Source organism: Agrococcus jejuensis (genome assembly GCF_900099705.1).
Taxonomy (GTDB): domain Bacteria; phylum Actinomycetota; class Actinomycetes; order Actinomycetales; family Microbacteriaceae; genus Agrococcus; species Agrococcus jejuensis.
Map to the genome: position 1 here is coordinate 3,209,850 of NZ_LT629695.1, position 21,502 is coordinate 3,231,351.

20 protein-coding genes are annotated in these 21,502 nt (G+C 73.3%); 14 read left to right on the top strand and 6 right to left on the bottom strand.

Features of this window, described 5'->3' with window-relative positions; translation table 11 throughout:
* Nucleotides 1-36: 36 nt before the first annotated feature.
* From BLQ67_RS15265 to BLQ67_RS15310, 10 genes are read left to right on the top strand one after another with little or no spacing between them, the layout of a single operon-like run.
* Nucleotides 37-1,026 (top strand): LacI family DNA-binding transcriptional regulator, encoded by a 990-nt coding sequence (locus BLQ67_RS15265; RefSeq protein ID WP_092506487.1) that lies wholly within the window; start codon nucleotides 37-39, stop codon nucleotides 1,024-1,026.
* On the top strand, nucleotides 1,023-1,952 hold the full coding sequence (locus BLQ67_RS15270) for a carbohydrate ABC transporter permease (RefSeq protein WP_092506489.1): 930 nt from the start codon (nucleotides 1,023-1,025) through the stop codon (nucleotides 1,950-1,952). Before BLQ67_RS15265 ends, BLQ67_RS15270 begins: the two co-directional genes overlap by 4 nt.
* Nucleotides 1,949-2,779 carry a carbohydrate ABC transporter permease gene (locus BLQ67_RS15275; protein WP_092506490.1) on the top strand — a complete coding sequence of 277 codons (831 nt, stop codon included), beginning with the start codon at nucleotides 1,949-1,951 and terminating at the stop codon, nucleotides 2,777-2,779. The genes BLQ67_RS15270 and BLQ67_RS15275 overlap by 4 nt, the downstream gene beginning before the upstream one ends.
* A 23-nt stretch (nucleotides 2,780-2,802) precedes the next feature.
* On the top strand, nucleotides 2,803-4,095 hold the full coding sequence (locus tag BLQ67_RS15280; protein ID WP_092506492.1) for an ABC transporter substrate-binding protein: 1,293 nt from the start codon (nucleotides 2,803-2,805) through the stop codon (nucleotides 4,093-4,095).
* Nucleotides 4,096-4,142: 47 nt separating this feature from the next.
* Nucleotides 4,143-5,291: an ADP-ribosylglycohydrolase family protein gene (locus BLQ67_RS15285; protein ID WP_092506494.1), complete on the top strand. Its 1,149-nt coding sequence runs from the start codon at nucleotides 4,143-4,145 to the stop codon at nucleotides 5,289-5,291.
* Nucleotides 5,291-6,637 (top strand): ADP-ribosylglycohydrolase family protein, encoded by a 1,347-nt coding sequence (locus BLQ67_RS15290; RefSeq protein WP_092506496.1) that lies wholly within the window; start codon nucleotides 5,291-5,293, stop codon nucleotides 6,635-6,637. The genes BLQ67_RS15285 and BLQ67_RS15290 overlap by 1 nt, the downstream gene beginning before the upstream one ends.
* The gene (locus BLQ67_RS15295; protein WP_092506498.1) at nucleotides 6,634-8,646 is read left to right on the top strand and encodes a hypothetical protein; all 2,013 of its coding nucleotides are present in this window, start codon (nucleotides 6,634-6,636) and stop codon (nucleotides 8,644-8,646) included. The genes BLQ67_RS15290 and BLQ67_RS15295 overlap by 4 nt, the downstream gene beginning before the upstream one ends.
* The gene (locus BLQ67_RS15300) at nucleotides 8,643-9,830 is read left to right on the top strand and encodes a CaiB/BaiF CoA transferase family protein (RefSeq protein WP_092506500.1); all 1,188 of its coding nucleotides are present in this window, start codon (nucleotides 8,643-8,645) and stop codon (nucleotides 9,828-9,830) included. Before BLQ67_RS15295 ends, BLQ67_RS15300 begins: the two co-directional genes overlap by 4 nt.
* A complete protein-coding gene (locus BLQ67_RS15305; protein WP_092506502.1) occupies nucleotides 9,827-10,630 on the top strand; it encodes an HpcH/HpaI aldolase/citrate lyase family protein in 804 nt (267 codons plus the stop codon). Before BLQ67_RS15300 ends, BLQ67_RS15305 begins: the two co-directional genes overlap by 4 nt.
* 9 nt (nucleotides 10,631-10,639) lie before the next feature.
* Nucleotides 10,640-11,311, top strand: coding sequence for a hypothetical protein (locus BLQ67_RS15310; RefSeq protein ID WP_092506504.1), 672 nt, complete (start codon nucleotides 10,640-10,642; stop codon nucleotides 11,309-11,311).
* Between the two features lie 4 nt (nucleotides 11,312-11,315).
* On the opposite strand, the gene BLQ67_RS15315 is transcribed toward BLQ67_RS15310, so the two are convergent.
* The 5 genes from BLQ67_RS15315 to BLQ67_RS15335 are packed head-to-tail and all read right to left on the bottom strand — an operon-like array spanning nucleotide 11,316 to nucleotide 16,451.
* On the bottom strand, nucleotides 11,316-12,164 hold the full coding sequence (locus tag BLQ67_RS15315; protein ID WP_231945083.1) for a VOC family protein: 849 nt from the start codon (nucleotides 12,162-12,164) through the stop codon (nucleotides 11,316-11,318).
* Between the two features lie 49 nt (nucleotides 12,165-12,213).
* Nucleotides 12,214-13,338 (bottom strand): bifunctional 2-methylcitrate synthase/citrate synthase, encoded by a 1,125-nt coding sequence (locus BLQ67_RS15320; protein WP_092506506.1) that lies wholly within the window; start codon nucleotides 13,336-13,338, stop codon nucleotides 12,214-12,216.
* Nucleotides 13,339-13,363: 25 nt separating this feature from the next.
* The gene (gene prpB, locus BLQ67_RS15325) at nucleotides 13,364-14,284 is read right to left on the bottom strand and encodes a methylisocitrate lyase (RefSeq protein WP_092506508.1); all 921 of its coding nucleotides are present in this window, start codon (nucleotides 14,282-14,284) and stop codon (nucleotides 13,364-13,366) included.
* Nucleotides 14,284-15,792, bottom strand: a complete 1,509-nt coding sequence (locus BLQ67_RS15330; RefSeq protein ID WP_092506510.1) for an MmgE/PrpD family protein — start codon at nucleotides 15,790-15,792, stop codon at nucleotides 14,284-14,286. Before BLQ67_RS15330 ends, prpB begins: the two co-directional genes overlap by 1 nt.
* On the bottom strand, nucleotides 15,789-16,451 hold the full coding sequence (locus BLQ67_RS15335) for a GntR family transcriptional regulator (RefSeq protein WP_092506512.1): 663 nt from the start codon (nucleotides 16,449-16,451) through the stop codon (nucleotides 15,789-15,791). The genes BLQ67_RS15330 and BLQ67_RS15335 overlap by 4 nt, the downstream gene beginning before the upstream one ends.
* A gap of 351 nt (nucleotides 16,452-16,802) precedes the next feature.
* Between BLQ67_RS15335 and BLQ67_RS15340 the strand changes: the two genes are divergently transcribed.
* Nucleotides 16,803-17,339 (top strand): hypothetical protein, encoded by a 537-nt coding sequence (locus tag BLQ67_RS15340; RefSeq protein WP_157674875.1) that lies wholly within the window; start codon nucleotides 16,803-16,805, stop codon nucleotides 17,337-17,339.
* A gap of 34 nt (nucleotides 17,340-17,373) precedes the next feature.
* On the opposite strand, the gene BLQ67_RS15345 is transcribed toward BLQ67_RS15340, so the two are convergent.
* Nucleotides 17,374-17,844, bottom strand: a complete 471-nt coding sequence (locus tag BLQ67_RS15345; protein WP_092506516.1) for an Lrp/AsnC family transcriptional regulator — start codon at nucleotides 17,842-17,844, stop codon at nucleotides 17,374-17,376.
* A 160-nt stretch (nucleotides 17,845-18,004) separates the two neighbouring features.
* Here BLQ67_RS15345 and BLQ67_RS15350 point away from each other — a divergent pair, with 160 nt between their 5' ends.
* Genes BLQ67_RS15350 through BLQ67_RS15360 form a run of 3 tightly spaced genes read left to right on the top strand, consistent with a single transcriptional unit; the run spans nucleotide 18,005 to nucleotide 21,488 of the window.
* Nucleotides 18,005-19,147 (top strand): thiamine pyrophosphate-dependent dehydrogenase E1 component subunit alpha, encoded by a 1,143-nt coding sequence (locus tag BLQ67_RS15350; protein ID WP_092506518.1) that lies wholly within the window; start codon nucleotides 18,005-18,007, stop codon nucleotides 19,145-19,147.
* Nucleotides 19,144-20,196: an alpha-ketoacid dehydrogenase subunit beta gene (locus BLQ67_RS15355; RefSeq protein ID WP_092506520.1), complete on the top strand. Its 1,053-nt coding sequence runs from the start codon at nucleotides 19,144-19,146 to the stop codon at nucleotides 20,194-20,196. The genes BLQ67_RS15350 and BLQ67_RS15355 overlap by 4 nt, the downstream gene beginning before the upstream one ends.
* Nucleotides 20,193-21,488, top strand: coding sequence for a dihydrolipoamide acetyltransferase family protein (locus BLQ67_RS15360; RefSeq protein ID WP_092506522.1), 1,296 nt, complete (start codon nucleotides 20,193-20,195; stop codon nucleotides 21,486-21,488). The genes BLQ67_RS15355 and BLQ67_RS15360 overlap by 4 nt, the downstream gene beginning before the upstream one ends.
* The last annotated feature ends 14 nt before the right edge of the window (nucleotides 21,489-21,502 follow it).

The following is a 21,502-nucleotide window of genomic DNA, read 5'->3' on the forward strand; positions in this document are numbered from 1 at the left end:
GGATGGAGACGCCGACGAGGTGCGAGGGAGCACGCGATGGCCGAGGGATCGACGCTCGCCGCCGTCGCCGCACGCGCAGGCGTCTCGATCGCCAGCGCCTCACGCGCCCTGAACGGCGGCATCGCCTCGACCTCGACGATCGCCCGCGTGCAGCAGGCCGCCGACGACCTCGGCTACCGGCCCAACCTCATGGCGCGCGGCCTGCAGTCGGGCCGCACCGGCCAGGTCGCGATGCTCGTGCCCGACGCCGCCAACCCCGTCTACGCGCGCATGATGAGCGCGCTGCAGTCCGAGCTCGACGCCCACGGCATCCGCCTGCTCATGCAGCAGGTGCCCGCGGCGCCCGTCGACGCCGTCGCCGCGCTGAGCGCCGGGCTCGTCGACGGCGCGATCGTCGTGGCCCTGCGCGTCACCGACGACGTGGTCGCCGCCGTGCGCACCGCCGCCGTGCCCGTCGTCGTGCTCGGCCTCGTCGAGACGGCGGGCGTCGACAGCGTGCGCGCCGACTCCCACGCCGGCATGGGCCTGCTCGTCGACCACCTCGTCGCGCAGGGTGCGCGCCGCATCGGCCTCATCGTCGGCCCCGTCGACACGACCCCTGGTCGCACGCGCCTCGACGGCTTCGTCGCCGCGTGCGAGCGCCAGGGGATCGCGGCCGACCTCGTCGAGGTCGCCGACGACTTCACCCACGCCGCCGCGCGCCCGGCCGCTCGCGCGATGCTCGACGGCGGCGTGCCCGACGCCATCGTCGCCGCCAACGACGCCATGGCCCTCGCGACGCTGCGCGAGTGCGCGACCCGCGGCCTGCGCGTGCCGCACGACCTGCTGCTCGCCGGTCTCGACGACACCGAGCCCGCCGAGCTCTCGGTGCCGAGCCTCACGAGCATCGACCTCGGCGCCCACGACCGTGCCCGCATCGCCGCGCGCACGCTGCTGTCGCGCATCGACGGCGCCGCGCCGACCGGCCAGCAGGCCGTCGCGCCCCGCCTCGTCGTGCGCGAGTCGACCACGAAGGAGACCGCATGACCGCCGTCGCCACGCGGCCGGAGGCACCGACGCCTCCCCGGCCGCAGCGCCGAGGTCGTCGCGGGCGACAGGACTGGAGCGCCTACCTCCTGTTCGTGCCCGCGATGATCCCGATCCTCGCCTTCAGCGTGTACCCGCTGCTGCAGGGCATCCTGCTGGGCTTCACCGACTCGCAGTCGGGGCTCAACGCCGTCACCTCGTTCACGGGCATCGACAACTACGTGCGGCTGCTCGACTACGGGCTGTTCTGGCAGTCGTTCGGCATCGGCCTCATCTGGGCGTTCTCGGTCACGATCATCCAGTTCGTCGCCTCGCTGTGCCTTGCGCTGCTGCTCAACGCCAACCTCTGGGGCCAGGGGATCGCGCGCACGATCGCGCTCATCCCGTGGGCCATGCCGCCCGTGATCATCGCCATCATGTGGCGCTTCATGCTGCACCCCACCTACGGCGCCATCAACGGCGGCCTCGGCGCGCTCGGCCTGCCCGACGACACGAACTGGCTCGGCACGGCGCAGTGGGCGCTGCCCGCCGTCATCGTCGTGGGCGTCTGGGCGGGCATGCCGCAGACCACCATCACGCTGCTCGCGGGCCTGCAGGGCATCGACGACCAGCTGCACGAGGCCGCGCAGCTCGACGGCGCCGGCGTGTGGCAGCGGTTCTGGAACATCACCATCCCGGGCCTGCGTCCCGTGATCGTCGCGATCACGACGCTCGACTTCATCAACAACTTCAACTCGTTCGCACTGGTCTACGTGCTCACGGCGGGCGCCTACGGCACGATGCTGCCGATGCTGTTCGCCTACAACGAGGCGTTCCGGTACGGCAACTTCGGGCTCGCGAGCGCGATGGGCAACGTCATCGTCATCGTCATCGCGGCGTTCCTCTTCGTGTACCTCCGCGCGCAGGCGAAGGCGAGGACCGCATGACCCGTCGTGTCTGGCGCGTGCTGCAGTACGTCGCCCTCGTGCTCTTCGTCGTCTTCCTCGGCTTCCCGCTGCTCTTCCTCGTCACGGCGGCGTTCAAGACGCAGCAGGAGCTGCAGTCGCCCGACCCGCAGCTGCTGCCCGCGCAGTGGAACCTCGACAACTTCGTCGGCGCGATCGAGCGCGCCGGGCTCGGGCAGGCGGCGCTCAACAGCCTCGTCGTCGCCCTCGCCACGACGGTCATCGTCGTGCTCGTGGCGCTGCCGGCCGCCTACGCGCTCGCGCGGTTCCAGACGCGGCTGCGGGGGCTCGCGACGGGCTGGATCCTGCTGAGCCAGGTCTTCCCGTTCATCCTCATCATCATCCCGCTGTTCCTCATGCTGCGGCCGATCGGCCTCAACAACACGCTCGCGGGGCTCGTCGTCGTGTACGTCGTCTGGTCGTTGCCGTTCGCGCTGTGGATGCTGCGCGGCTACGTCGCCGCCATCCCCGGCGAGCTCGAGGAGGCGGGCGCCATGGACGGCGCGTCGCGGTTCCGCGTGCTGCGGTCGATCATCATGCCGCTGCTCGGCCCCGGTCTCGTCGCCACGAGCCTCTTCGCCTTCATCGGGTCGTGGAACGAGTTCTTCTTCGCGCTCGTGCTCATCAAGGACGAGGCGCTGCAGACCCTGCCGCAGCGGCTCGCGCTCTTCGTGGGATCCGAGGGGCAGGTGGCGCTGGGGCAGCTCGCCGCCGGCAGCCTGCTCGCGTGCATCCCCTCGCTCGTCTTCTTCGCCATCATCCAACGTCGTCTCACGTCGGGCCTGCTCTCGGGCGCCGTCAAGGGATGACCCCTCATCGAAAGCGGGACACCATGCACCGTTCCATCCGCGCGATCGCAGGCATCGGCGCCTGCGCAGCGCTGCTCACCGGCTGCGCCTTCGGCGGCGGCGGCGCCACCGAGGCGACGACCGACCCCGACGAGGACGTCACGCTGACGTTCCAGTCGCTCGCGTTCCAGGACGCGACCATCCAGGCCACGCAGGACATCGTCGACGCGTGGAACGCCGAGCACCCCGAGACGCAGGTCGACGTCGTGCAGGGCTCGTGGGACAACGTGCACGACCAGCTCGTGACCCAGTTCCAGGGTGGCGAGGCGCCCGACATCATCCACAACGAGGCCTCCGACATGACGGGCTTCGCGCAGGACGGCTACCTCGCCGACCTCTCGCCCTACCTCTCCGACGACGTCGTCGACTCGGTGGGCCAGGGCATCTGGGACTCCGTGAGCATCGGCGACGAGGTCTTCGCGGCCCCCACCGTCATGCAGTCGTACGTCGTCTTCGCGAACACGGCCGCCTTCGACGCCGCGGGCGTCGCAGTGCCGACGGGCGACGAGCTGTCGTGGGATGCGCTGCGCGAGACCGCGCAGCAGCTCACGACCGACGGTGCCTTCGGCCTCGGCTGGGGCCTGCGGCAGCCGACGGCGCCGTTCATGAACCTCGCGCTCGGCTTCGACGGCACGTTCTTCGACGTCGCCGACGACGGCAGCGCCACGATCGACGTGGGCGAGGGGGAGCTCGCCGTGCCCGAGGCCGTGCACGCCATGGCGTACGACGACGCGTCGCTCGACCCCATCACGCTCACGCAGTCGGGCGGCGACGTGCTGCCGGGCTTCCTCGGCGGCCAGTACGCCATGTACGTCGGCGGCTCGTACCTCGCGCAGCAGATCGCCGACTCGGCGCCCGAGGGCTTCGAGTGGACGGTGCTGCCGCCTCTCGCCGGGTCGAACGGCAGCGCGCAGGGCACGAGCCCGCAGACGCTCTCGGTGCCTGCGGAGTCCGAGCACGTCGATCGCGCCGCGGCGTTCATCGACTACTTCATGCAGGCCGACAACCTCGCCGCGATCGGCGAGGGCGACTGCCTCATCCCCGCGAGCGAGGCCGCGCGTGCCGAGCTCGAGACCGCGACGGAGGGGCAGACGGGCTGGGCCGAGATGCTCGCGTCGGGCGCGACGCTCGAGGCTGCGCCGTTCCAGCTCGCGGCGGACTACCCGCAGTGGAAGGACCAGTACGCGACGCCCGCGTTCCAGGAGTACCTCGCGGGCACCATCACGCTCGAGCAGCTCGAGCAGCGACTCGCGGACGGCTGGGACCAGGTCGGCTGACCTGCCTGACGCATCCATCACGCACGACACGACAGGAGCAGGACGCAGTGGCACGATCGATCGAGGACGCCGCGACGGGCGCGCTCGCAGGCTCGGCGGTGGGCGACGCCCTCGGCGGCGCCGCCGAGGGCAACACGCCGGAGGTCATCCAGGAGCGCTACGCCGGCACGATCGAGGGCATCGTGCCCCCGTTCCACGCCGACTGGCGCACCGCGAGGCCCATCGCGCCGTACCACAAGGGCGACGGGCACGTCACCGACGACACCCTCATGACGAGCCTGCTCGTCGACGTGTACGCCGAGGTGCGCAGGCACCTCACGGCGCACGACGTCGCCGAGCACCTCGTGCCGCGCATGATCGGCGAGGTGCGGTGGATCCCCGAGCTCGAGGCGGAGGCGCTGCCGCTGCAGCGCGTGTTCCTCGCCGAGAAGTGGCTCGTGGCACGCCTGCACTACGGCCACGTGGATCCGCGCGAGGCAGGCGTCGGCAACGTCGTGAACTGCGGCGCGACGATGTACGTCGCGCCCATCGGCCTCGTGAACGCCGGCGATCCGGCCGGGGCGTACGCGGAGGCGATCGACGTCGCCGGTGCGCACCAGTCGAGCTACGGCCGCGAGGCGGCGGGCGTGTTCGCCGCAGCGGTCGCGGCGGCGACGGTGCCGGGCGCGTCGGTCTCCGACGTCGTCGACGCCTCCCTCGCCCTCGCGAAGGACGGCACGCGCGCTGCGATCGAGGCGGTCGTCGACGCCGCGTCGCGGCTCGACGGCTGGCGCGACGGCGGCCTCGCGGTGCTGCGCGACGCCGTGCGCCCGTTCGACACCGTCGGCGACACGTACCGGCAGCCGGCGATGGATGCGCGGCTGCCGAGCCGCACGAAGGCCATCGAGGAGCTGCCGATCGCGTTCGGCATGCTCGTGGCGTGCGGCGGCGACTATCGCGAGGCCGTGCTGGGCGCCGTGAACTACGGCCGCGACTCCGACTCGATCGCCGTCATGGCCGGCTCGGTCGCAGGCGCGCTCGGCGGCGAGGATGCCGTGCCGGCCGAGTGGATCGACGCCGTGGGCGAGGCGTCGCGGCTCGACCTGCGGGCGCCCGGAGCCGTCATGGCCGAGGTGGCGCGCGAGGTGCTCGTCGCCGACGAGGCGCGGCTCGCGTCGCGTCGTACCGTGGCGGAGCGCCTCGGGATCGCCGCCTGATGCTGCGGCTCACCTGGACGCAGCCCGAGGACCTCGCCGCCCACGCCCTCGCGGCCGCGCGACTCGACGGCGTCGACGTCGCCGACCTCGAGGCCGAGCTCGTCGCCGCGGGCGGCTCGCTCGAGGCCCCGGCGTCGGGGGCGACGCCGGAGCGCGGCTCGGACGCGCTGCGGGCCGTCGCGACGCGCGTGACGGCCGAGGCGTGCGCGCGGCCGCGACCGCGGGCGCTGCTCGACGCCGAGCCCGACGACTGGGAGGCGATGGCGCTCGCGCCGGCATCGCTGCCCGTCGCACCGGGCCTCGACGACCGCCTGCGCGGCGCCTGGCTCGGCCGTGCGGTCGGCTGCCTCGTCGGCAAGCCCGTCGAGAAGATCCCGCGCGCCGGCATCCGCGCCATCGCCGAGGCGACGGGCCGCTGGCCCGTGCGCGGCTACTTCACCGAGGCGGGCCTGCCCGCCGACGTCGCCGCGGCCTGGCCGTGGAATCGACGATCGCGACCCACGAGCCTCGACGGCGTCATCGACGGCATGCCCGAGGACGACGACCTGAACTTCGCCGTGCTCGCCCTCGTCGCGCAGGAGCGGCATGGCGACGCGCTCACGACCGACGACGTCGCACGCCTGTGGCTCGAGCAGCTGCCCGCCGGCCGCATCTTCACCGCCGAGCGCATCGCGCTGCGCAACCTGCTCGCGGGCGAGGAGCCCGACGTCGCCGGCGAGGTCGCGAACCCGTTCGTCGACTGGATCGGCGCGCTCATCCGCGCCGACGCGTACGGCTGGGCGCACGCGGGCGACCCCGCGACGGCCGCGCATCTCGCCGTCGTGGATGCGCGCCTCACGCACCGCCGCGCCGGCGTGCACGGCGCCGCCTGCATGGCGGGCGCCGCCGCGGCGGCCGTCGCGGGTGCGACGCCCGCCGAGGCCATCGAGGCCGGGCTCGCGTGCGTGCCCGAGGGCTCGCGGCTCGCGGAGGCCGTGCGCCTCGGCCGCGACCTCGCCGCATCCGACCTCGACGACGAGGCCGCGATCGACGCGCTGCACGAACGGTACGGCCACCTGCACTGGGTGCACGTGCTGCACAATGCCGCCGTCATCGCCTTCGCGGCGATCCGCGGCGCCGACGACCTCGGCCGCGCCGTGGGCCTCGCCGTCTCGGCGGGCTGGGACACCGACTCCGCCGGCGCCACCGTCGGCGGCCTCGTGGGGGCGCAGGGCACCGTTGCGATCCCCGCGCACCTCGCCGAGCCCATCCACGGCGTCTACCGCACGACGCTCGCGGGCTTCGACGGCGTCGCGTTCGACGACCTCGCCGACCGCACGCTCGCGCTCGTGCAGGTGCCCGCATGACCGTGCAGCTCGCCGGCCACGACCCCGACGAGGCGGCCACGAACACGCTCGACCCGCTCGTGCCGCGGCCCATCGACCGCGCCACGATCGTGCCGGCCGACGGCGTCGTCGACGCCGCGACGTTCGACGTCGCGAAGATCCTCGCGGCTCCCGACGACCCCGCGGACTGGCCCGCGTGGCGCGACGCCATCCGTGCGCTCGCCGCCGACGCCCGCGAGCGCCTCGACCACGACGACGCCGCCTACGACGCCGTGCCGTGGGCCTCGCGCTGCCGCACGGCCGCGCAGATCTGGCTGTGGGACGAGCGCCTCTACGACTGGCACGCGCGCCGCTTCACGCCCGATCGCCTGCTCGCCGCCTACGACGACGTCGGCGGGCTCGACGGCCTCGTGCTGTGGCACGCGTACCCGTGCATCGGCATCGACGGCCGCAACCAGTTCGACTGGTACCGCGACGTGCCCGGGCTGCGCGAGCTCGTCGCCGACCTGCAGGCCCGCGGCGTGCGCGTGTTCGTCGACTACAACCCGTGGGACACGGGCACGCGCCGCGAGACGGATGCCGCCGGTCGCGCCCTGTCCGACGGCGAGGCGCTGCGCCGCACGGCCGACGCGCTGGGCGTCGACGGCGTCTTCCTCGACACGCTCAAGCACGCCGACGCGGACTTCCTGCGGTGGATGGGCGCGACCGACGAGCAGCGGCCGCTCGCGCTCGAGGGGGAGTCGCGTGCGCCGAACGAGCGCCTGCGCGACCACGTCGTGTCGTGGGCGCAGTGGTTCGCCGACTCCGAGGCCCCGGGCGTCATGCGCGCGCGGCTCGTCGAGCGGCGCCACATGCTGCACTCGGTGCGGCGCTGGAACCGGCAGCACGCCGAGGAGCTGCAGTCGAGCTGGATGAACGGCGTCGGCGTGCTCGTGTGGGATGCGGTGTTCGGCGTCTGGGTGGGCTGGAACGCCCGCGATCGCTCGACGCTGCGGCGCATGGCGCGCGTGCAGCGCGCTGCCCACGACGTGCTGGAGTCGGGGGAGTGGACGCCGCTCGCCGGTGCCACGTCCACTGCTGCGGCCGACGGCGTGTACGGCTCGACCTTCCGGCTCGGCGACGTGACGCTCGTCACGCTCGTGAACCGTGCCGACGTCGATGGGGAGGGCGCGTACCTCGCGCCGGAGCTCGCGGGCCCCATCGGAACGGACGCCGCCGCCGCGTGGGACGTCACCGCCGGCACGCGCCTCGACGGCACGACCGTGCGCATCCCCGCGCACGGCATCGCCGGCGTCGTCGTCGTGCACGGCGACGAGCCCGCGTGGCTCGCGCCGCTCGTCGCCGCCGCGGCCGCGGATCCGCACGAGGCCGACGCGACGTTCCCGGCACGCGACGCGGCGCTCGTGCCGCACGCGCGCTCGACCGGAGCAGCGCCGGCCGACGCCATCCGCATCCGCCCCGGCACGCGCACGCACACGATCGAGTGGCGACGTCGCGAGACGGGGCTCGAGGGCGAGGCGCCGTACGTCGAGGAGTGGAAGCCGCTGCCGCCGCGCCTGCACGACGTGCAGCGGCACGAGCGCACCGTCACGCTCGGCGCCGTCGCCGTCGCGGCGCAGCCCGTGACGGCCGGCGAGCTCGCCGACTGGCGCGGCGAGCCTGCGCCCGCCGAACCGCACGCGGCCGCGACGCGCATCGACCTCGATGAGGCCCGCGCCTTCGCCCGCGATCGCGGCGCCCGACTGCCGACCGACGCCGAGTGGCGCGAGGCTGCGGCCGACGCGACGTTCGCGCGCCCCGCGCCGAGCCCGTGGGAGTGGACGGAGACCGAGCGCACCGACGGCGTGACGCGGCGCGTGCTGCTCGTCGGCGGCAGCGGCGTCGTCGTGGAGGGCTCCGACTGGTACGCCGACGGCGGCCCCCAGCCGCCCGAGCGCGTGCTGTCGTGGCTGCGCACGGGGCTCGACCGCTCCGACGCCATCGGGCTGCGGCTCGCCTGGGATCTGCCGACAGAGGAGACGATCCGATGACCGGTCCGCTCGACGGCGTGCGCGTCCTCGACGCGTCGACGCTCTTCGCCGGCCCGCTGGCCGCGACGTTCCTCGGCGACTTCGGCGCCGACGTGACGAAGATCGAGCATCCGCGCCGCCCTGACGCCGCTCGCGGCCACGGGCAGGCGAAGGACGGCGTGAACCTGTGGTGGAAGACGCTCGGCCGCAACAAGCGCGCCGCGACGATCGACCTGTCGAGCGACGACGGCGGCGACCTGCTCGTCGACCTCGCGACCGATGCCGACGTGCTCATCGAGAACTTCCGGCCCGGCACGCTCGAGCGCTGGGGCATCGGTCCCGAGCGGCTGCTCGAGGCCAACCCGCGCCTCGTCATCGCCCGCGTCACGGCGTTCGGGCAGACGGGTCCGCTCGCGAGGCAGCCCGGGTTCGGCTCGATCGCCGAGGCCATGAGCGGCTTCGCGGCGCTCACGGGCGACCCCGACGGCCCGCCCATCCTGCCGCCGTTCGGGCTCGCCGACGGCATCACGGCCCTCGCGACCGCGTACGCGTGCAGCATCGCCCTGCGGCATGCGGAGCGCACGGGCGAGGGGCAGGTGATCGACATGGCGATCATCGAGCCCATCCTCATGCTGCTCGGCGGCGGCATCACCGCCTACGACCAGCTGGGCTACCTGCAGCCGCGCACCGGAAACCGCTCGGTGAACAACGCGCCCCGCAACGTCTACCGCACGCGCGACGGACGCTGGGTGGCGGTGTCGACGTCGTCGCAGTCGATCGCCGAGCGCGTCATGACGCTCGTCGGCCGCCCCGACGTCGTCGCCGAGCCGTGGTTCGCGACGGGGCGGGAGCGCGCGGCGCACGGCGACGAGCTCGACGCCGCCGTGGGCGCGTGGATCGCCGAGCGCGATCTCGCGGAGGTCGAGGCGGCCTTCGCGCGCGTCGAGGCGGCGATCGGCGTCGTCGACGACGTCGCGGGCGTCATGGCGAACCCGCAGTACGACGCGCTCGGCACGATCCTCGAGATCGACGACGACGAGCTGGGCCGCATGCGCATGCAGAACGTGCTCTTCCGGCTGTCGGCGACGCCCGGGGCCGTGCGGCACACGGGCAGGCAGCACGGCGCCGACACCGCCGCGGTGCTCGCCGAGGTGGGCGTGACGCCCGAGCAGCTCGCGGCGCTGCGTGCGCGGGGCGTCGCATGACCGTCGCGCTGTACGTGCCCGGCGACCGCGCCGACCGCTTCGCGAAGGCCGTCGCGACGGGTGCCGACGTCGTGATCCTCGACCTCGAGGACGCCGTCGCCGCCGACGCCAAGGATGCGGCGCGCTCTGCCGTGGACGCCTGGTTGCGCGAGCACGGCCCCACGGGCCTGCAGGTGCGCGTCTCGGCGGGCTCGAGCGAGGACCTCGCGATGCTCGCGCGCCACGACGTGGCGGTACGGCTGCCGAAGGTGCGCGGTGCCGCCGACGTCGACGCCGTCGTCGACCGGCTCGATCGGTCCAGGCGCTTCGTCCACGCGCTCGTCGAGGACGCGGCAGGGCTCTCGGCGCTCGACGAGATCGCACGGCACCCCGCGGTCGCGTCGCTCGCGATCGGCGAGGCCGACCTGCGCGCCGACCTCGGCGCGACGAGTCCCGCGATGCTGCAGCACGCGCGCATCCTGCTCGTCGTCGCAGCGCGCGCCGCGGGGCTGCCGGCGCCGCTCATGGCCGCCTACCCCGACATCCGCGACTTCGACGGGCTTGCGGCCGACTGCCGCGCAGGCGCTGCGCTGGGCTTCGGCGGGCGCACGGCGATCCACCCGAGCCAGGTCGACCGCATCCGCGCCGCGTTCGCGCCGACCGACGCCGAGGTCGCGTGGGCGCGCGACACCCTCGCCGCCCTCGGCGACGCGGGCGTCGCGACGCTCGCCGACGGGCAGATGGTCGACGAGGCGATGGCGCGCCGCGCCCGTGCGACGCTCGCCCGGCTTCCCAGGGACGAGCGCACAGCAGACGGATAGCATGCGGCCATGAGTGCCGCACGCGTCACGCGTCCCAAGCGTCCCCGGCCGCGTCTCACCCTCAAGGTCGTGCTGCTGCTCGTCGCGATCGCCGTGCTCATGCCGGCCGTGACGGCGCTCGGCTCCTGGATCGCGACCCTCTACGCCGGCCCCGACGGCCTGCTGCAGACGTACCAGTTCCAGCTCTGCCGCCGCGGGAGCTGCCTCGGCGACGGCATCCAGCGCGGGCCGTCCGAGGTCGCGACCGCCGGCGCGATCCTGGGCCTGCCGTGGATGGTCGCCGCCGTCGGTCTCGGGCTGTCGCTGCTGCTGCGTCGGCGCGGCTGGATGACGATCCCGCTCACGATCGTGCACGTGCTGTTCGCGCTGACGATGTGGAACCAGATCGCCTACGCGATGGCGGGCGGCGCCTGGTGGGGCCAGATCATCCTCGTCGTGTTCCTGCTCGGCCTGCCGCTGGCGATGCTCGGCCTCGGCGAGCTCGCGATCCCCGTGCACCGCAAGCCCAAGGCGCGCACGCCCGAGCGGGTCGCGCTCGCGCAGTCGGATGTCGCGCTGGCCGCGCAGGCGAGCCGCGGCCCCGCGTGGCAGCCGCCGCCCGCCGCCGATCCGCGCCTCGCAGGCCTCGGCACGCTCGCGCAGTCGTACCCGAAGGTCGAGGCGCAGCGTGTCGGAGGCTAGCCCCTCAGCTGAGGCGGATGCGGTTGCCCCACGGGTCGTCGAACGACAGCGTGCGGCCGTCGTCGGCCGTCTGCACCCCGCGCGCCGTGAGGCGTTCGCGCGCCGCGCCCAGGCCGTCCGCGCCCGGTACGACGATGTCGACGAGGCCGAGGCCCAGCGTGTTGGCGCGGCGACCCGCGCCGGCCGAGTTCCACGTGTTCATCGCCATGTGGTGGTGGTAGCCGCCCGCGCTCACGAACACGGCCTGCGCGCCGTACGCCGCGGTCTCGGCGAAGCCGAGCGCATCCACGTAGAACTGGCGCGCCGTCGTCACGTCGCCCACCTGCAGGTGCACGTGGCCGACCGTCGCACCGGTGGGCGTGCCGGTCGCATCGCCCGAGCCGAGGTGCTGCGCCACGAACGCGCTGGGGTCGAAGCCCTCGGTCGTCATGTGCACGCGGTCGCCCTGCCACTGCCACGCCGAGCGCGGGCGGTCGACGTACAGCTCGACGCCGTTGCCGTCGGGGTCGACGAAGTAGAACGCCTGCGACACGTGGTGGTCGCCGACGCCGGCGAAGACCATGCCGGGGATCTGCGTCATGCGCACGACGGCGGCGGCGAGCGACGTGTGGTCGGGGTAGAGCACGGCCGTGTGGAAGAGGCCCGCGTCCTGCGGGTTCGGGCCGCGCAGGTCGGGGGCGGCCTCGAGGCGCACGAGCGTGCGGCCGTCGACGCCGAGCTCGACGACGCCGGGCGACTCGGCGACCTGCACGAGGCCGGGGCCGGCCTGGTACCAGCGCTCGAGGCGCGCGAGGTCGGCGGTGCGGAGGGTCACGGGACCCATGTGGGTCGCGTCGGGCAGCAGATCGTTCACATTCGAAGGAACCGCGTCGCCCGCCTCCGCATTCCGCCGACCCGTGCCGCTACGCGTCGACGCCCGGCACGTGCCGCTCGTCGGGCCCGTCGTACGCCGAGAGCGGGCGGATGAGCGCGTTCGAGGCCGCCTGCTCCATCACGTGCGCCGTCCATCCCGTGATGCGCGATGCCACGAACAGCGGCGTGAACGTGGGGGTGTCGAAGCCCATGAGGCGGTACGCGGGGCCCGAGGGGTAGTCGAGGTTGGGGTGGATGCCCTTGCGCGCGACGAACTCGCGCTCGAGCTCCTCGTAGAGCGCGAGCATGTCCTGCGCGCCGTAGTGCTCGACGAGCTGGTCGAGCGCGGCGCGCATCGTGGGCACGCGCGAGTCCCCGTGCTTGTAGACGCGGTGGCCGAAGCCCATGATCTTGCGCTTCTCGGCGAGCGCCGCATCCAGCCAGCCCGACACCTTCGACGCGTCGCCGATCTCGTCGAACAGGTGCATGACGGCCTCGTTCGCGCCGCCGTGCAGCGCGCCCTTGAGCGCGCCGATGGCACCGACGACCGCCGAGTACAGGTCGGACGTCGTCGACGTGATGACGCGCGCCGTGAACGTGGAGGCGTTGAACGAGTGCTCGGCGTAGAGCACCATCGAGCGGCGGAACGCGTCGACGACGATCGCGTCGGGCTCCTCGCCGAACGTCATCCAGAGGAAGTTCGCCGAGAAGTCGAGGTCGTCGCGCGGCGCGACGATGTCCTGGCCGCGGCGGCGGCGCTGGTCGTACGCGACCATCGCCGGGATGCGCGCGAGCAGGCGCACGGACTTGTCGAGGTCCGACGTGGGCGATGCGTCGTTCGCATCGGGGTCGTTCGCGCCCGTCGCCGAGACGGCGGTGCGCAGCACGTCCATGGGATGCGCCGTGTCGGGGGAGCGGTCGATGAGCTCGCGCGTGAGCGGGTCGAGCGCGCGGTCGCCGCGCTCCTGCTGCATGAGCGCGTCGAGCTCGGACTCGGTGGGCAGCTCGCCGTGCCACAGCAGGTGCGCGACGGCCTCGAACGACTGGGTGTCGGCGAGCTCCTGCACGGGGTAGCCGCGGTAGAGCAGGCTGTTCGTGTCGGGGTTGACCTTCGAGATCGCCGTCGTGTCGACGACGACGCCCGCGAGGCCCTTCTTGATGTCCTGGTCGGTCATGCTGGCTCCTTCGCCTCGGTGCTGCTCAGTCCTCGGTGCGCGCGGGGTCTCCGGGCACCTGGAAGTCGAACACGCCCGCGTCGAACGACGCGTACGCCTCGTAGTCGTTGAGCTCGTAGAGCCTGGCCCGAGTCTGCATCGTCGGCACCTGGCTCGCCAGGGATCCCTCGTCGACGAGCGCGTCGAGCGCGCGCTCGATCGCGCCGAACGCGACGCGCAGCAGCGACACCGGGTGGATGACCATGCTCACGCCGACGCTCTCGAGCTGCTGCGCCGTCCACAGCGGGCTCTTGCCGAACTCGGTCATGTTGGCGAGGATCGGCACGTCGACGGCGGCCCGGATCGCGGCGAACTCGTCGAGCGAGGCCATGGCCTCGGGGAAGATCGCGTCGGCGCCCGCATCCTGCAGCGCCTTCGCACGGTCGACCGCCGCGTCGAGACCGTCGACGCCGCGCACGTCGGTGCGCGCCATGATGACGAGGCCGGGGTCGCGGCGGGCGGCGACGGCGGCGGCGATGCGCTGCGTCGCGGTGGCGAGCGACACGACCTCCTTGCCGTCGAGGTGCCCGCACCGCTTGGGGTTCACCTGGTCCTCGATGTGCAGGCCCGCGACGCCCGCATCCTCGAGCTCGTGGATGGTGCGGGCGACGTTCATCGGCTCGCCGAAGCCCGTGTCGGCGTCGACGAGCACGGGCAGCGACGTCTGCCTCGCGACCTGGTGGGCGCGCTGCGCGACCTCGGTGAGCGTCGTCAGCCCGATGTCGGGCAGGCCGAGCTCGGCGGCCATGACCGCGCCAGACAGGTAGACGCCCTCGAAGCCCTTCTGCTCGATCAGCGCCGTCGAGAGCGGCGTGAACGCGCCGGGGAAGCGCTGGATGCGCCCCGACGCGAGCCCGAGGCGGAACGCCTGCCGCTTCGCGCGGGCGTCGATGGGGGAGGAGAGCACTAGAACAGTCCCTGCGTCGTGTCCGGCACGATGAGCCCACTCGGCGCGACGACGTTGAGCGACCGCACCTCGTCGGCGCTGAGCTCGGGCAGGCGCTCGGCGAGGCCGATGAAGCGGGCGAGCTCGGCGGGGTCGATGACGCCGTCGGCGAGCGTGTGCAGCTTCTCGAGGTACTGCGCCCGAGCGAACGGGCGCGCGCCGGCGGGGTGCGCGTCGGCGACGGCGATCTCGTCGACGATGCGCTCGCCGCTCGCGAGCTCGATCTCGATGCGGCCGCCGAACGCCTTCACGTCGGGGTCGGGGTCGTGGTAGCGCGCGGTCCACACGGGGTCCTCGACGGTCGTGACCTTCTGCCACAGCGCGACGGTGTCGGGGCGACCGGCGCGCTCGGGCGCGTACGAGTCGACGTGGTGCCAGCCGCCGTCCTGCAGCGCGACCGTGACGATGTACGGGATCGAGTGGTCGAGCGTCTCGCGGCTCGCCGTCGGGTCGTACTTCTGCGGGTCGTTGGCGCCCGAGCCGATGACGTAGTGCGTGTGGTGGCTCGTGTGCAGCACGATCGACGCGACGTTCGCCGGGTCGCGCAGCTCGGGGCGCTCGGTGCCGAGGCGGCGGGCGAGGTCGATCCACGCCTGCGCCTGGTACTCGGCCGAGTGCTCCTTCGTGTATGTGTCGAGGATCGCGCGCTTGGGCTCGCCCGCGACGGGCAGCGGCACCTCGTAGCGCGCGTCCCAGCCGCCGAGCAGCCACGGGATGACGCCGTCCTCGCCCTCGTAGATCGGCGTGGGGCTCGTCTGGCCGCGCATCGCACGGTCGACGGCCTCGACGGCCATCTTGCCCGCGAACGCGGGCGCGTGCGCCTTCCACGTCGAGATCTCGCCCTTGCGCGACTGCCGGGTCGCCGTGGTCGTGTGCAGCGCCTGGCCGACGGCCTGGAAGATCGTCTCGCGGTCGAGGCCGAGCAGCGTGCCGATGCCCGCGGCGGCCGAGGGGCCGAGGTGCGCGACGTGGTCGATCTTGTGCTCGTGCAGGCAGATGGCGCGCACGAGGTCGACCTGGATCTCGTAGCCCGTCGCGATGCCGCGCACGAGCGCCGCACCGTCGGCACCCGTGTGCTGCGCGACGGCGAGGATCGGCGGGATGTTGTCGCCGGGGTGCGAGTAGTCGGCGGCGAGGAACGTGTCGTGGAAGTCGAGCTCGCGCACGGCGACGCCGTTCGCCCACGCCGCCCACTCGGGGCTCACGCGGTCATCGATGCCGAAGACGGCTGCTCCCGGTCCGAAGGGGTGTCGCTGCGCCTGCTCGCGCGCCGCCGTGACGGGGGCGCGCGTGAGGCTCGCGATCGCGACCGATGCGTTGTCGAGCACGCGGTTCACGATCATCTCGGTGACGTCGGCGTCGACGGCGACGGGGTCGGCGGCGACCTCGGCGATGCGCCACGCGAGCTGCTGCTCGCGGGGCAGGTGCTCGGCGCTGCGATGGGCTCGGAGGTTGTGGAGCTCGGTCATCGGATCCTCTCGGGCGTGCGGTCGGTCGTGGCGGGCGCGAGCGTGCGCTCGATGCTCGCCAGGGCGTGGTGCAGGTGCACGTGGGTCGCGTGCGCTGCGAGGTCGGGGTCGCCGGCGGCGATGGCGCGGGCGATGAGCGCATGCTCGCCCGCCGAGGCGCGCAGGCGCTCGGGCCGGTCGCTCGCGAGGCGGCGCACGCGGCCGAGGTGCGCGCGCACGGGCTGCAGCGAGCGGGCGAGGAAGTCGTTCGCGACGCACGCCTCGATCGCGGCGTCGAGCTCGGCGACGCGCGCGTAGTAGGCGGCGACGTCGTCGGTGGCGTCGGCGCGCTCGAACGCCGCCGCGAGGGCGGGGAAGGGGTCGCGCGCGTCGGCGGGCTGCACGGCCGCGAGGCGTGCTGCGGACTCCTCGAGCGCGCGGCGCACGGCGAAGAGGTCGCGGATCTGCGCGAGGTCGACGTCGGCCACGACCGTGACGCGCGGGCTGCGCTGCACCGCGAGGCCCTCGGCCTCGAGCCGGTCGAGCGCCTCGCGCAGCGGCGTGCGGCTCACGCCGAGGCGGGCGGCCTGCTCGACCTCGGCGAGCACGGCGCCGGGGGAGAGCACGCCCTGCTGGATGTCGTCGCGCAGCGTGCGGTACACCCGCTCGCCTGCGCGCATCGCATCCTCCGTCGGTCGCTGGATGCCCTCAGTGTATGCACTCGGTACTTCGATGTACTAGACGGGGCATCGCGGACTTCGCTATGGATGCAGAAGTTGCTACGACGACGCCGACGCCGACCAGTGCGCCAGCGCGCCGACGAGGAAGCCGGCGAGCATGACGCCGATGCCGGCGACGACGGGGTGATCGGGCCGTAGCGCTCGTGCGCGGACCGTGCGTCGGTGCCGGCCCAGTCGCTCGCGCTCGCGACGTCAGCGGCGCGGCCTTGGCGCAGTCTGCGGCCGCCCGAGCGATAGTCTGTCGCAATGCGTTCCGTGTCGGGAGCGACGGCCTGTCGGGAGCGACGGAGCATGACTGCAGTGGTGTCGACGGGAGAGCGCATGACGACGAGGACGAGATGGTCGCTGGTCGCCGCGTGCTCGATCCTCGTGCTGACCAGCACGGGATGTGTCGTCTCCCCTTCCAGCGTCGCCATGACCAGTCCCAGCGACGCCATCGCCACGCCCGCAAGCGAACCCGACGCCGCGTCGCCGGACGACGTCGCTGCTCCGGACCTCTGCGACACGTCGACCGCGGAGACGATCGCACTGTTGGATGCCGCGCTGGATCGGATCGACAGGGCCACGTCGTCGGATGAGATCGACGCGGCCTCGCAGTCGATGTCGGAGCTGTTCAGTCAAGCCGGCACGGACATGGGGCAGCATTGCGGGCTCGAGCGCGTAGGTGAGGCGGCCTCGGAACTGATCGTCTGGGCGTCCTCGGCCGCAAGCAGTCGGCCACCCGTGAGCGCGAGCTTTGCGGAGGGCTTCCTGGGCTCCGTCTGCGAGCTTGACGTGGAGCTCGGCGTCGACTTCACGCCGCCCGCCCAGGTGGCGTGCGCCGGCTGAGGGACGTGCGCGACGAGACGACGCGCCGGCGCCGTCAGGCCCCGAGGTCGCGCTCGAGCACGGGCGCGAGGCGGAAGGGGATGAGCTCGCCCATCGACAGCCACGTCTCGGTGCGCTCGACGCCGTCGCACTGCAGCACGAGCTTGTTGACGCGGTAGAGATCCTCGGCGTCCTTGCAGACGCAGCGCACGAGCACGTCGGCCTGGCCGGCGATGCCGTGCGCCTGCACGACCTCGGGGATCTCGCGCAGCTGCGCGACGACGTGGTCGATCTTCGGCTGGTCGACGTGCGTCGCCATGAACACCGTGAGCGGGTAGCCGAGCGCCTCGGCGTGCAGCCTGCGGTCGAAGCCCTGCAGCGCATCCGACGCCTCGAGCGCCTGCACGCGCGCCTGGACGGTGTTGCGGGCGAGGCCGAGCCGCTCGGCGATCGCGACGATCGTCGAACGGGGGTGCTCGGTCATGGCGAGCAGGATCTTCCGATCGGTGTCGTCGACGATGCGCATGCACAGCATCCTATGCGTCGAGGATGGATGTGCGAAGCATTCTGCGCAATGCCGCGCGTCGGCATTGCTCGATCTGCTCCGCATCGCTAGCGTGGCTGCACGCGGACCCGCACCCAGGACCGCGAGCGCCCACGAGGCGCGTGGACGAGGAGGTCCAACCATGTCGTTGACCGAGAACAGGTCGCTGACCGTACCCGCGCCGAACCCGGCGCTCGCTGCCGGCCTCGACGAGCCGCTGACCGTGCTGCACCCCGACGGGTCGCGGCACGCGAACGAGCTGCTCGACGCCCACCTGGGCGACGTCGACGAGCACGCGCTCACCGACCTCTACGTCGACCTCTCGATCCTGCGGCGCATCGACGCGGAGGCGTTCGCGCTCACGCGTCAGGGCGAGCTGCTGCTGTGGCCGCCGGCCCAGGGCCAGGAGGCCGCGCAGATCGGCTCGGGCCGCGCGCTGCGCGACACCGACTTCGTCTTCGGCTCGTATCGCGAGCACGGCCTCGCGTACCTGCGCGGCGTCGACCAGGGCGAGGCGATGCGCGTCTGGAAGGGGGTGCAGCAGTCGGGCTGGGACCCGATGGAGCACCACCTCGCCACGCCGCAGATCATCATCGGCGCGCAGTCGCTGCACGCGACCGGCTACGCGATGGGCGCGAAGCTGGACGGCACCGACGACGTCGCCGTCGCCTACTTCGGCGACGGCGCGACGAGCGAGGGCGACGTCAACGAGGCCATGGTGTTCGCGAGCGCGTTCCAGGCGCCGGTCATCTTCGTCTGCCAGAACAACCAGTACGCGATCTCCGAGCCCGTCGCGGTGCAGTCGGGCTTCCCGCTCGCGCTGCGCCCCACGGGCTTCGGCATCCCCGCGATCCGCGTCGACGGCAACGACGTGCTGGCCGTGCTCGCCGCGACCCGCATCGCCGTCGAGCGCGCTCGCTCGGGCGGCGGCCCCACGTTCATCGAGGCCATGACCTACCGGATGGGTCCGCACACCTCGACCGACGACCCCAAGCGCTACCGCTCGGAGGACGAGGTCGCGTCGTGGCGCGAGAAGGACCCGATCGTGCGCCTCGAGCGCCAACTCGAGCAGACGGGCGCACCGATCGAGCGCATCCGCGAGGAGGCGAGGATCCGCTGCGACGCCGTCGCGAAGGAGCTGCGCGCCGCCGTCACCGCCGTCTCGGTGCCCGACCACCGCACGCTCTTCTCGAACGTCTACACGACGCCCACGAAGCGCCTCGAGCGCCAGCTCGCCGAGCACGATGCGTTCGTCGCATCCATCGAGGGCGAGGTGGACGCATGACCGCGGTCGACACGAGCGCGCAGACCACCACCGAGACGCTGCAGCTCGGCAAGGCCATCGGCGCCGCGCTGCACGACGCGCTCGAGGCCGACGAGAAGGTCTTCCTCATGGGCGAGGACATCGGCCAGCTCGGCGGCGTCTTCCGCGTGACCGACGGCCTGCAGGCGACGTTCGGCCCGCAGCGCGTCATCGACTCGCCGCTCGCGGAGTCGGCGATCATCGGCACCGCGATCGGCATGGCGTACCGCGGCTACCGGCCCGTCGTCGAGATCCAGTTCGACGGCTTCATCTACCCGGGCTTCGACCAGATCGTCGCGCAGGTCGCGAAGCTGCACTACCGCACGAAGGGTCGCGTGCGGATGCCCATGGTCATCCGCGTGCCGTACGGCGGCGACATCGGCTCGGTCGAGCACCACTCCGAGAGCCCCGAGTCGTACTTCGCCCACACCGCCGGCCTGCGCGTCGTCACCGCGGCGACGCCGCAGGAGGCGTACTCCACGCTGCGCGCCGCGATCGCGAGCGACGACCCCGTGCTGTTCTTCGAGCCGAAGTCGCGCTACTGGTCGAAGGGCGAGGTCGACCGCTCGATCGTGCGCGACCTCGACACCGCGACGGTGCTCGTGCCCGGCCGCGACGTGACGGTCGCGACCTACGGCCCCGTCGTGCAGACGGCGCTGCAGGCTGCCGAGGCCGCCGCCGACGAGGGCATCGAGATCGAGGTCATCGACCTGCGATCGATCTCGCCGCTCGACGTCGACACCGTGATCGCGAGCGTCGAGCGCACCGGCCGCCTCGTCGTCGCCCACGAGGCGCCCAAGGAGGCGTCGGTGTCGTCGGAGCTCGTCGCGAGCGTCGTCGAGCGCGCGTTCGCGTCGCTGCAGGCAGCGCCCGAGCGCGTGACCGCCTACGACACCCCGTACCCGCCGAGCGCGTTCGAGGAGTCGTACCTGCCGAGCGTCGACCGCATCCTCGATGCCGTCGACCGTGCGCTCGGTCGCCGCCACTCGCGCTCGGATGCGCAGACCACGCTGCAGGGAGGCGCCCGATGACCACCTTCAAGCTGCCCGACCTGGGCGAGGGGCTCACGGAGTCCGAGATCGTGCGCTGGCTCGTCGCCGAGGGCGACACGGTCGAGCTGAACCAGATCCTTGCCGAGGTCGAGACGGCGAAGGCCGTCGTCGACCTGCCGAGCCCGTACGCGGGCGTCGTGCGCAGGCTGCACGCCGCCGAGGGCGAGACGATCGCCGTCGGCGCGCCGCTCATCGAGTACGACGTCGAGGGCGCGGAGCCCACGGATGCGCCGGCCCCGGCCGCCGAGGCGCCCGAGCCCGAGGAGCAGCCAGCGCCGGCGCGGCCCGTCGAGGAGCGTGCGCCCGCGCAGGAGCGCGTCAGCGTGCTCGTCGGCTCGGTGAAGGTCGGATCCGGCGCGCGCGCCACGCGTCGCCGCCGCACGTTCGAGCCGACGCCGTTCGTGCGCGACGAGCGCCGCCCGGCCCGGGCGTTCCCGCCCGTGCGCGCTCTCGCCCGCCAGCGCGGCATCGACCTGTCGAGCGTCGAGCCGACAGGGGAGGACGGCGTCGTGACGCGCGCCGACCTCGACCGGCTCTCGATCCCGGCGGCGGCCCCCACCGCCGCGCCCGCTCGCGCATCCCGTCGCGAGCGCGTCACGGGCCTGCGCAAGCACACGGCGAAGGCCATGACCGACTCGGCGTTCTCGGCGCCGCACGCCGCGGTGTTCCTGCAGGTCGACGTCACCGAGACGACGCAGCTCGTCGCCGACCTCAAGGCGCGCGCGCGTGGCGGTGCAGCACCGACGTTCCTGTCGATGGCGTGCCGCGCCATCCTGCTCGCCGCCGCGCGCACGCCCGAGGTCAACAGCACGTTCCACGCCGACGCGAACGAGATCGAGGTGCACGGCGCCGTCCACCTCGGCATCGCCGTCGCCACCGACCGCGGCCTCGTGGTCGCGAGCGTCGACGACGCCGACCTGCTCGACGCCACCGACCTCGCCGGCCGCATCCGCGAGCAGGCCGAGAAGGCTCGCGAGGGTCGCCTGAGCCCTGCCGAGCTCACGTCGTCGACCATGACGGTGTCGAACGTCGGCGTGTTCGGCGTCGACGGCGGCGTGCCCATCCTCAACCCCGGCGAGTCCGTCATCCTCGCGCTCGGCACCGTGCGCCGCACGCCGTGGGAGCACCGCGGCGAGATCGCGCTGCGCGACGTCATGCAGATCACGGTGTCGTTCGACCACCGCGTGCTCGACGGCAAGGAGGCGAGCGCGTTCATCGCCGACGTCGGCGCGCTGCTCGAGCACCCCGGCCTGGCGCTCGCGCGCAGCTGACCCGAAGGAGATCC

Coding starts and splice junctions, on each gene's coding strand:
- BLQ67_RS15360 (WP_092506522.1), top strand. CDS start 20,193: ATGACCACCTTCAAGCTGCCCGACCTGGGCGAGGGGCTCACGGAGTCC.
- BLQ67_RS15295 (WP_092506498.1), top strand. CDS start 6,634: ATGACCGTGCAGCTCGCCGGCCACGACCCCGACGAGGCGGCCACGAAC.
- BLQ67_RS15290 (WP_092506496.1), top strand. CDS start 5,291: ATGCTGCGGCTCACCTGGACGCAGCCCGAGGACCTCGCCGCCCACGCC.
- BLQ67_RS15350 (WP_092506518.1), top strand. CDS start 18,005: ATGTCGTTGACCGAGAACAGGTCGCTGACCGTACCCGCGCCGAACCCG.
- BLQ67_RS15335 (WP_092506512.1), bottom strand. CDS start 16,451: ATGCGCGCAGGCGAGCGGGTGTACCGCACGCTGCGCGACGACATCCAG.
- BLQ67_RS15305 (WP_092506502.1), top strand. CDS start 9,827: ATGACCGTCGCGCTGTACGTGCCCGGCGACCGCGCCGACCGCTTCGCG.
- BLQ67_RS15270 (WP_092506489.1), top strand. CDS start 1,023: ATGACCGCCGTCGCCACGCGGCCGGAGGCACCGACGCCTCCCCGGCCG.
- BLQ67_RS15345 (WP_092506516.1), bottom strand. CDS start 17,844: ATGCGCATCGTCGACGACACCGATCGGAAGATCCTGCTCGCCATGACC.
- BLQ67_RS15355 (WP_092506520.1), top strand. CDS start 19,144: ATGACCGCGGTCGACACGAGCGCGCAGACCACCACCGAGACGCTGCAG.
- BLQ67_RS15265 (WP_092506487.1), top strand. CDS start 37: ATGGCCGAGGGATCGACGCTCGCCGCCGTCGCCGCACGCGCAGGCGTC.
- BLQ67_RS15320 (WP_092506506.1), bottom strand. CDS start 13,338: ATGACCGACCAGGACATCAAGAAGGGCCTCGCGGGCGTCGTCGTCGAC.
- BLQ67_RS15280 (WP_092506492.1), top strand. CDS start 2,803: ATGCACCGTTCCATCCGCGCGATCGCAGGCATCGGCGCCTGCGCAGCG.
- BLQ67_RS15330 (WP_092506510.1), bottom strand. CDS start 15,792: ATGACCGAGCTCCACAACCTCCGAGCCCATCGCAGCGCCGAGCACCTG.
- BLQ67_RS15340 (WP_157674875.1), top strand. CDS start 16,803: ATGACTGCAGTGGTGTCGACGGGAGAGCGCATGACGACGAGGACGAGA.
- BLQ67_RS15300 (WP_092506500.1), top strand. CDS start 8,643: ATGACCGGTCCGCTCGACGGCGTGCGCGTCCTCGACGCGTCGACGCTC.
- BLQ67_RS15275 (WP_092506490.1), top strand. CDS start 1,949: ATGACCCGTCGTGTCTGGCGCGTGCTGCAGTACGTCGCCCTCGTGCTC.
- BLQ67_RS15310 (WP_092506504.1), top strand. CDS start 10,640: ATGAGTGCCGCACGCGTCACGCGTCCCAAGCGTCCCCGGCCGCGTCTC.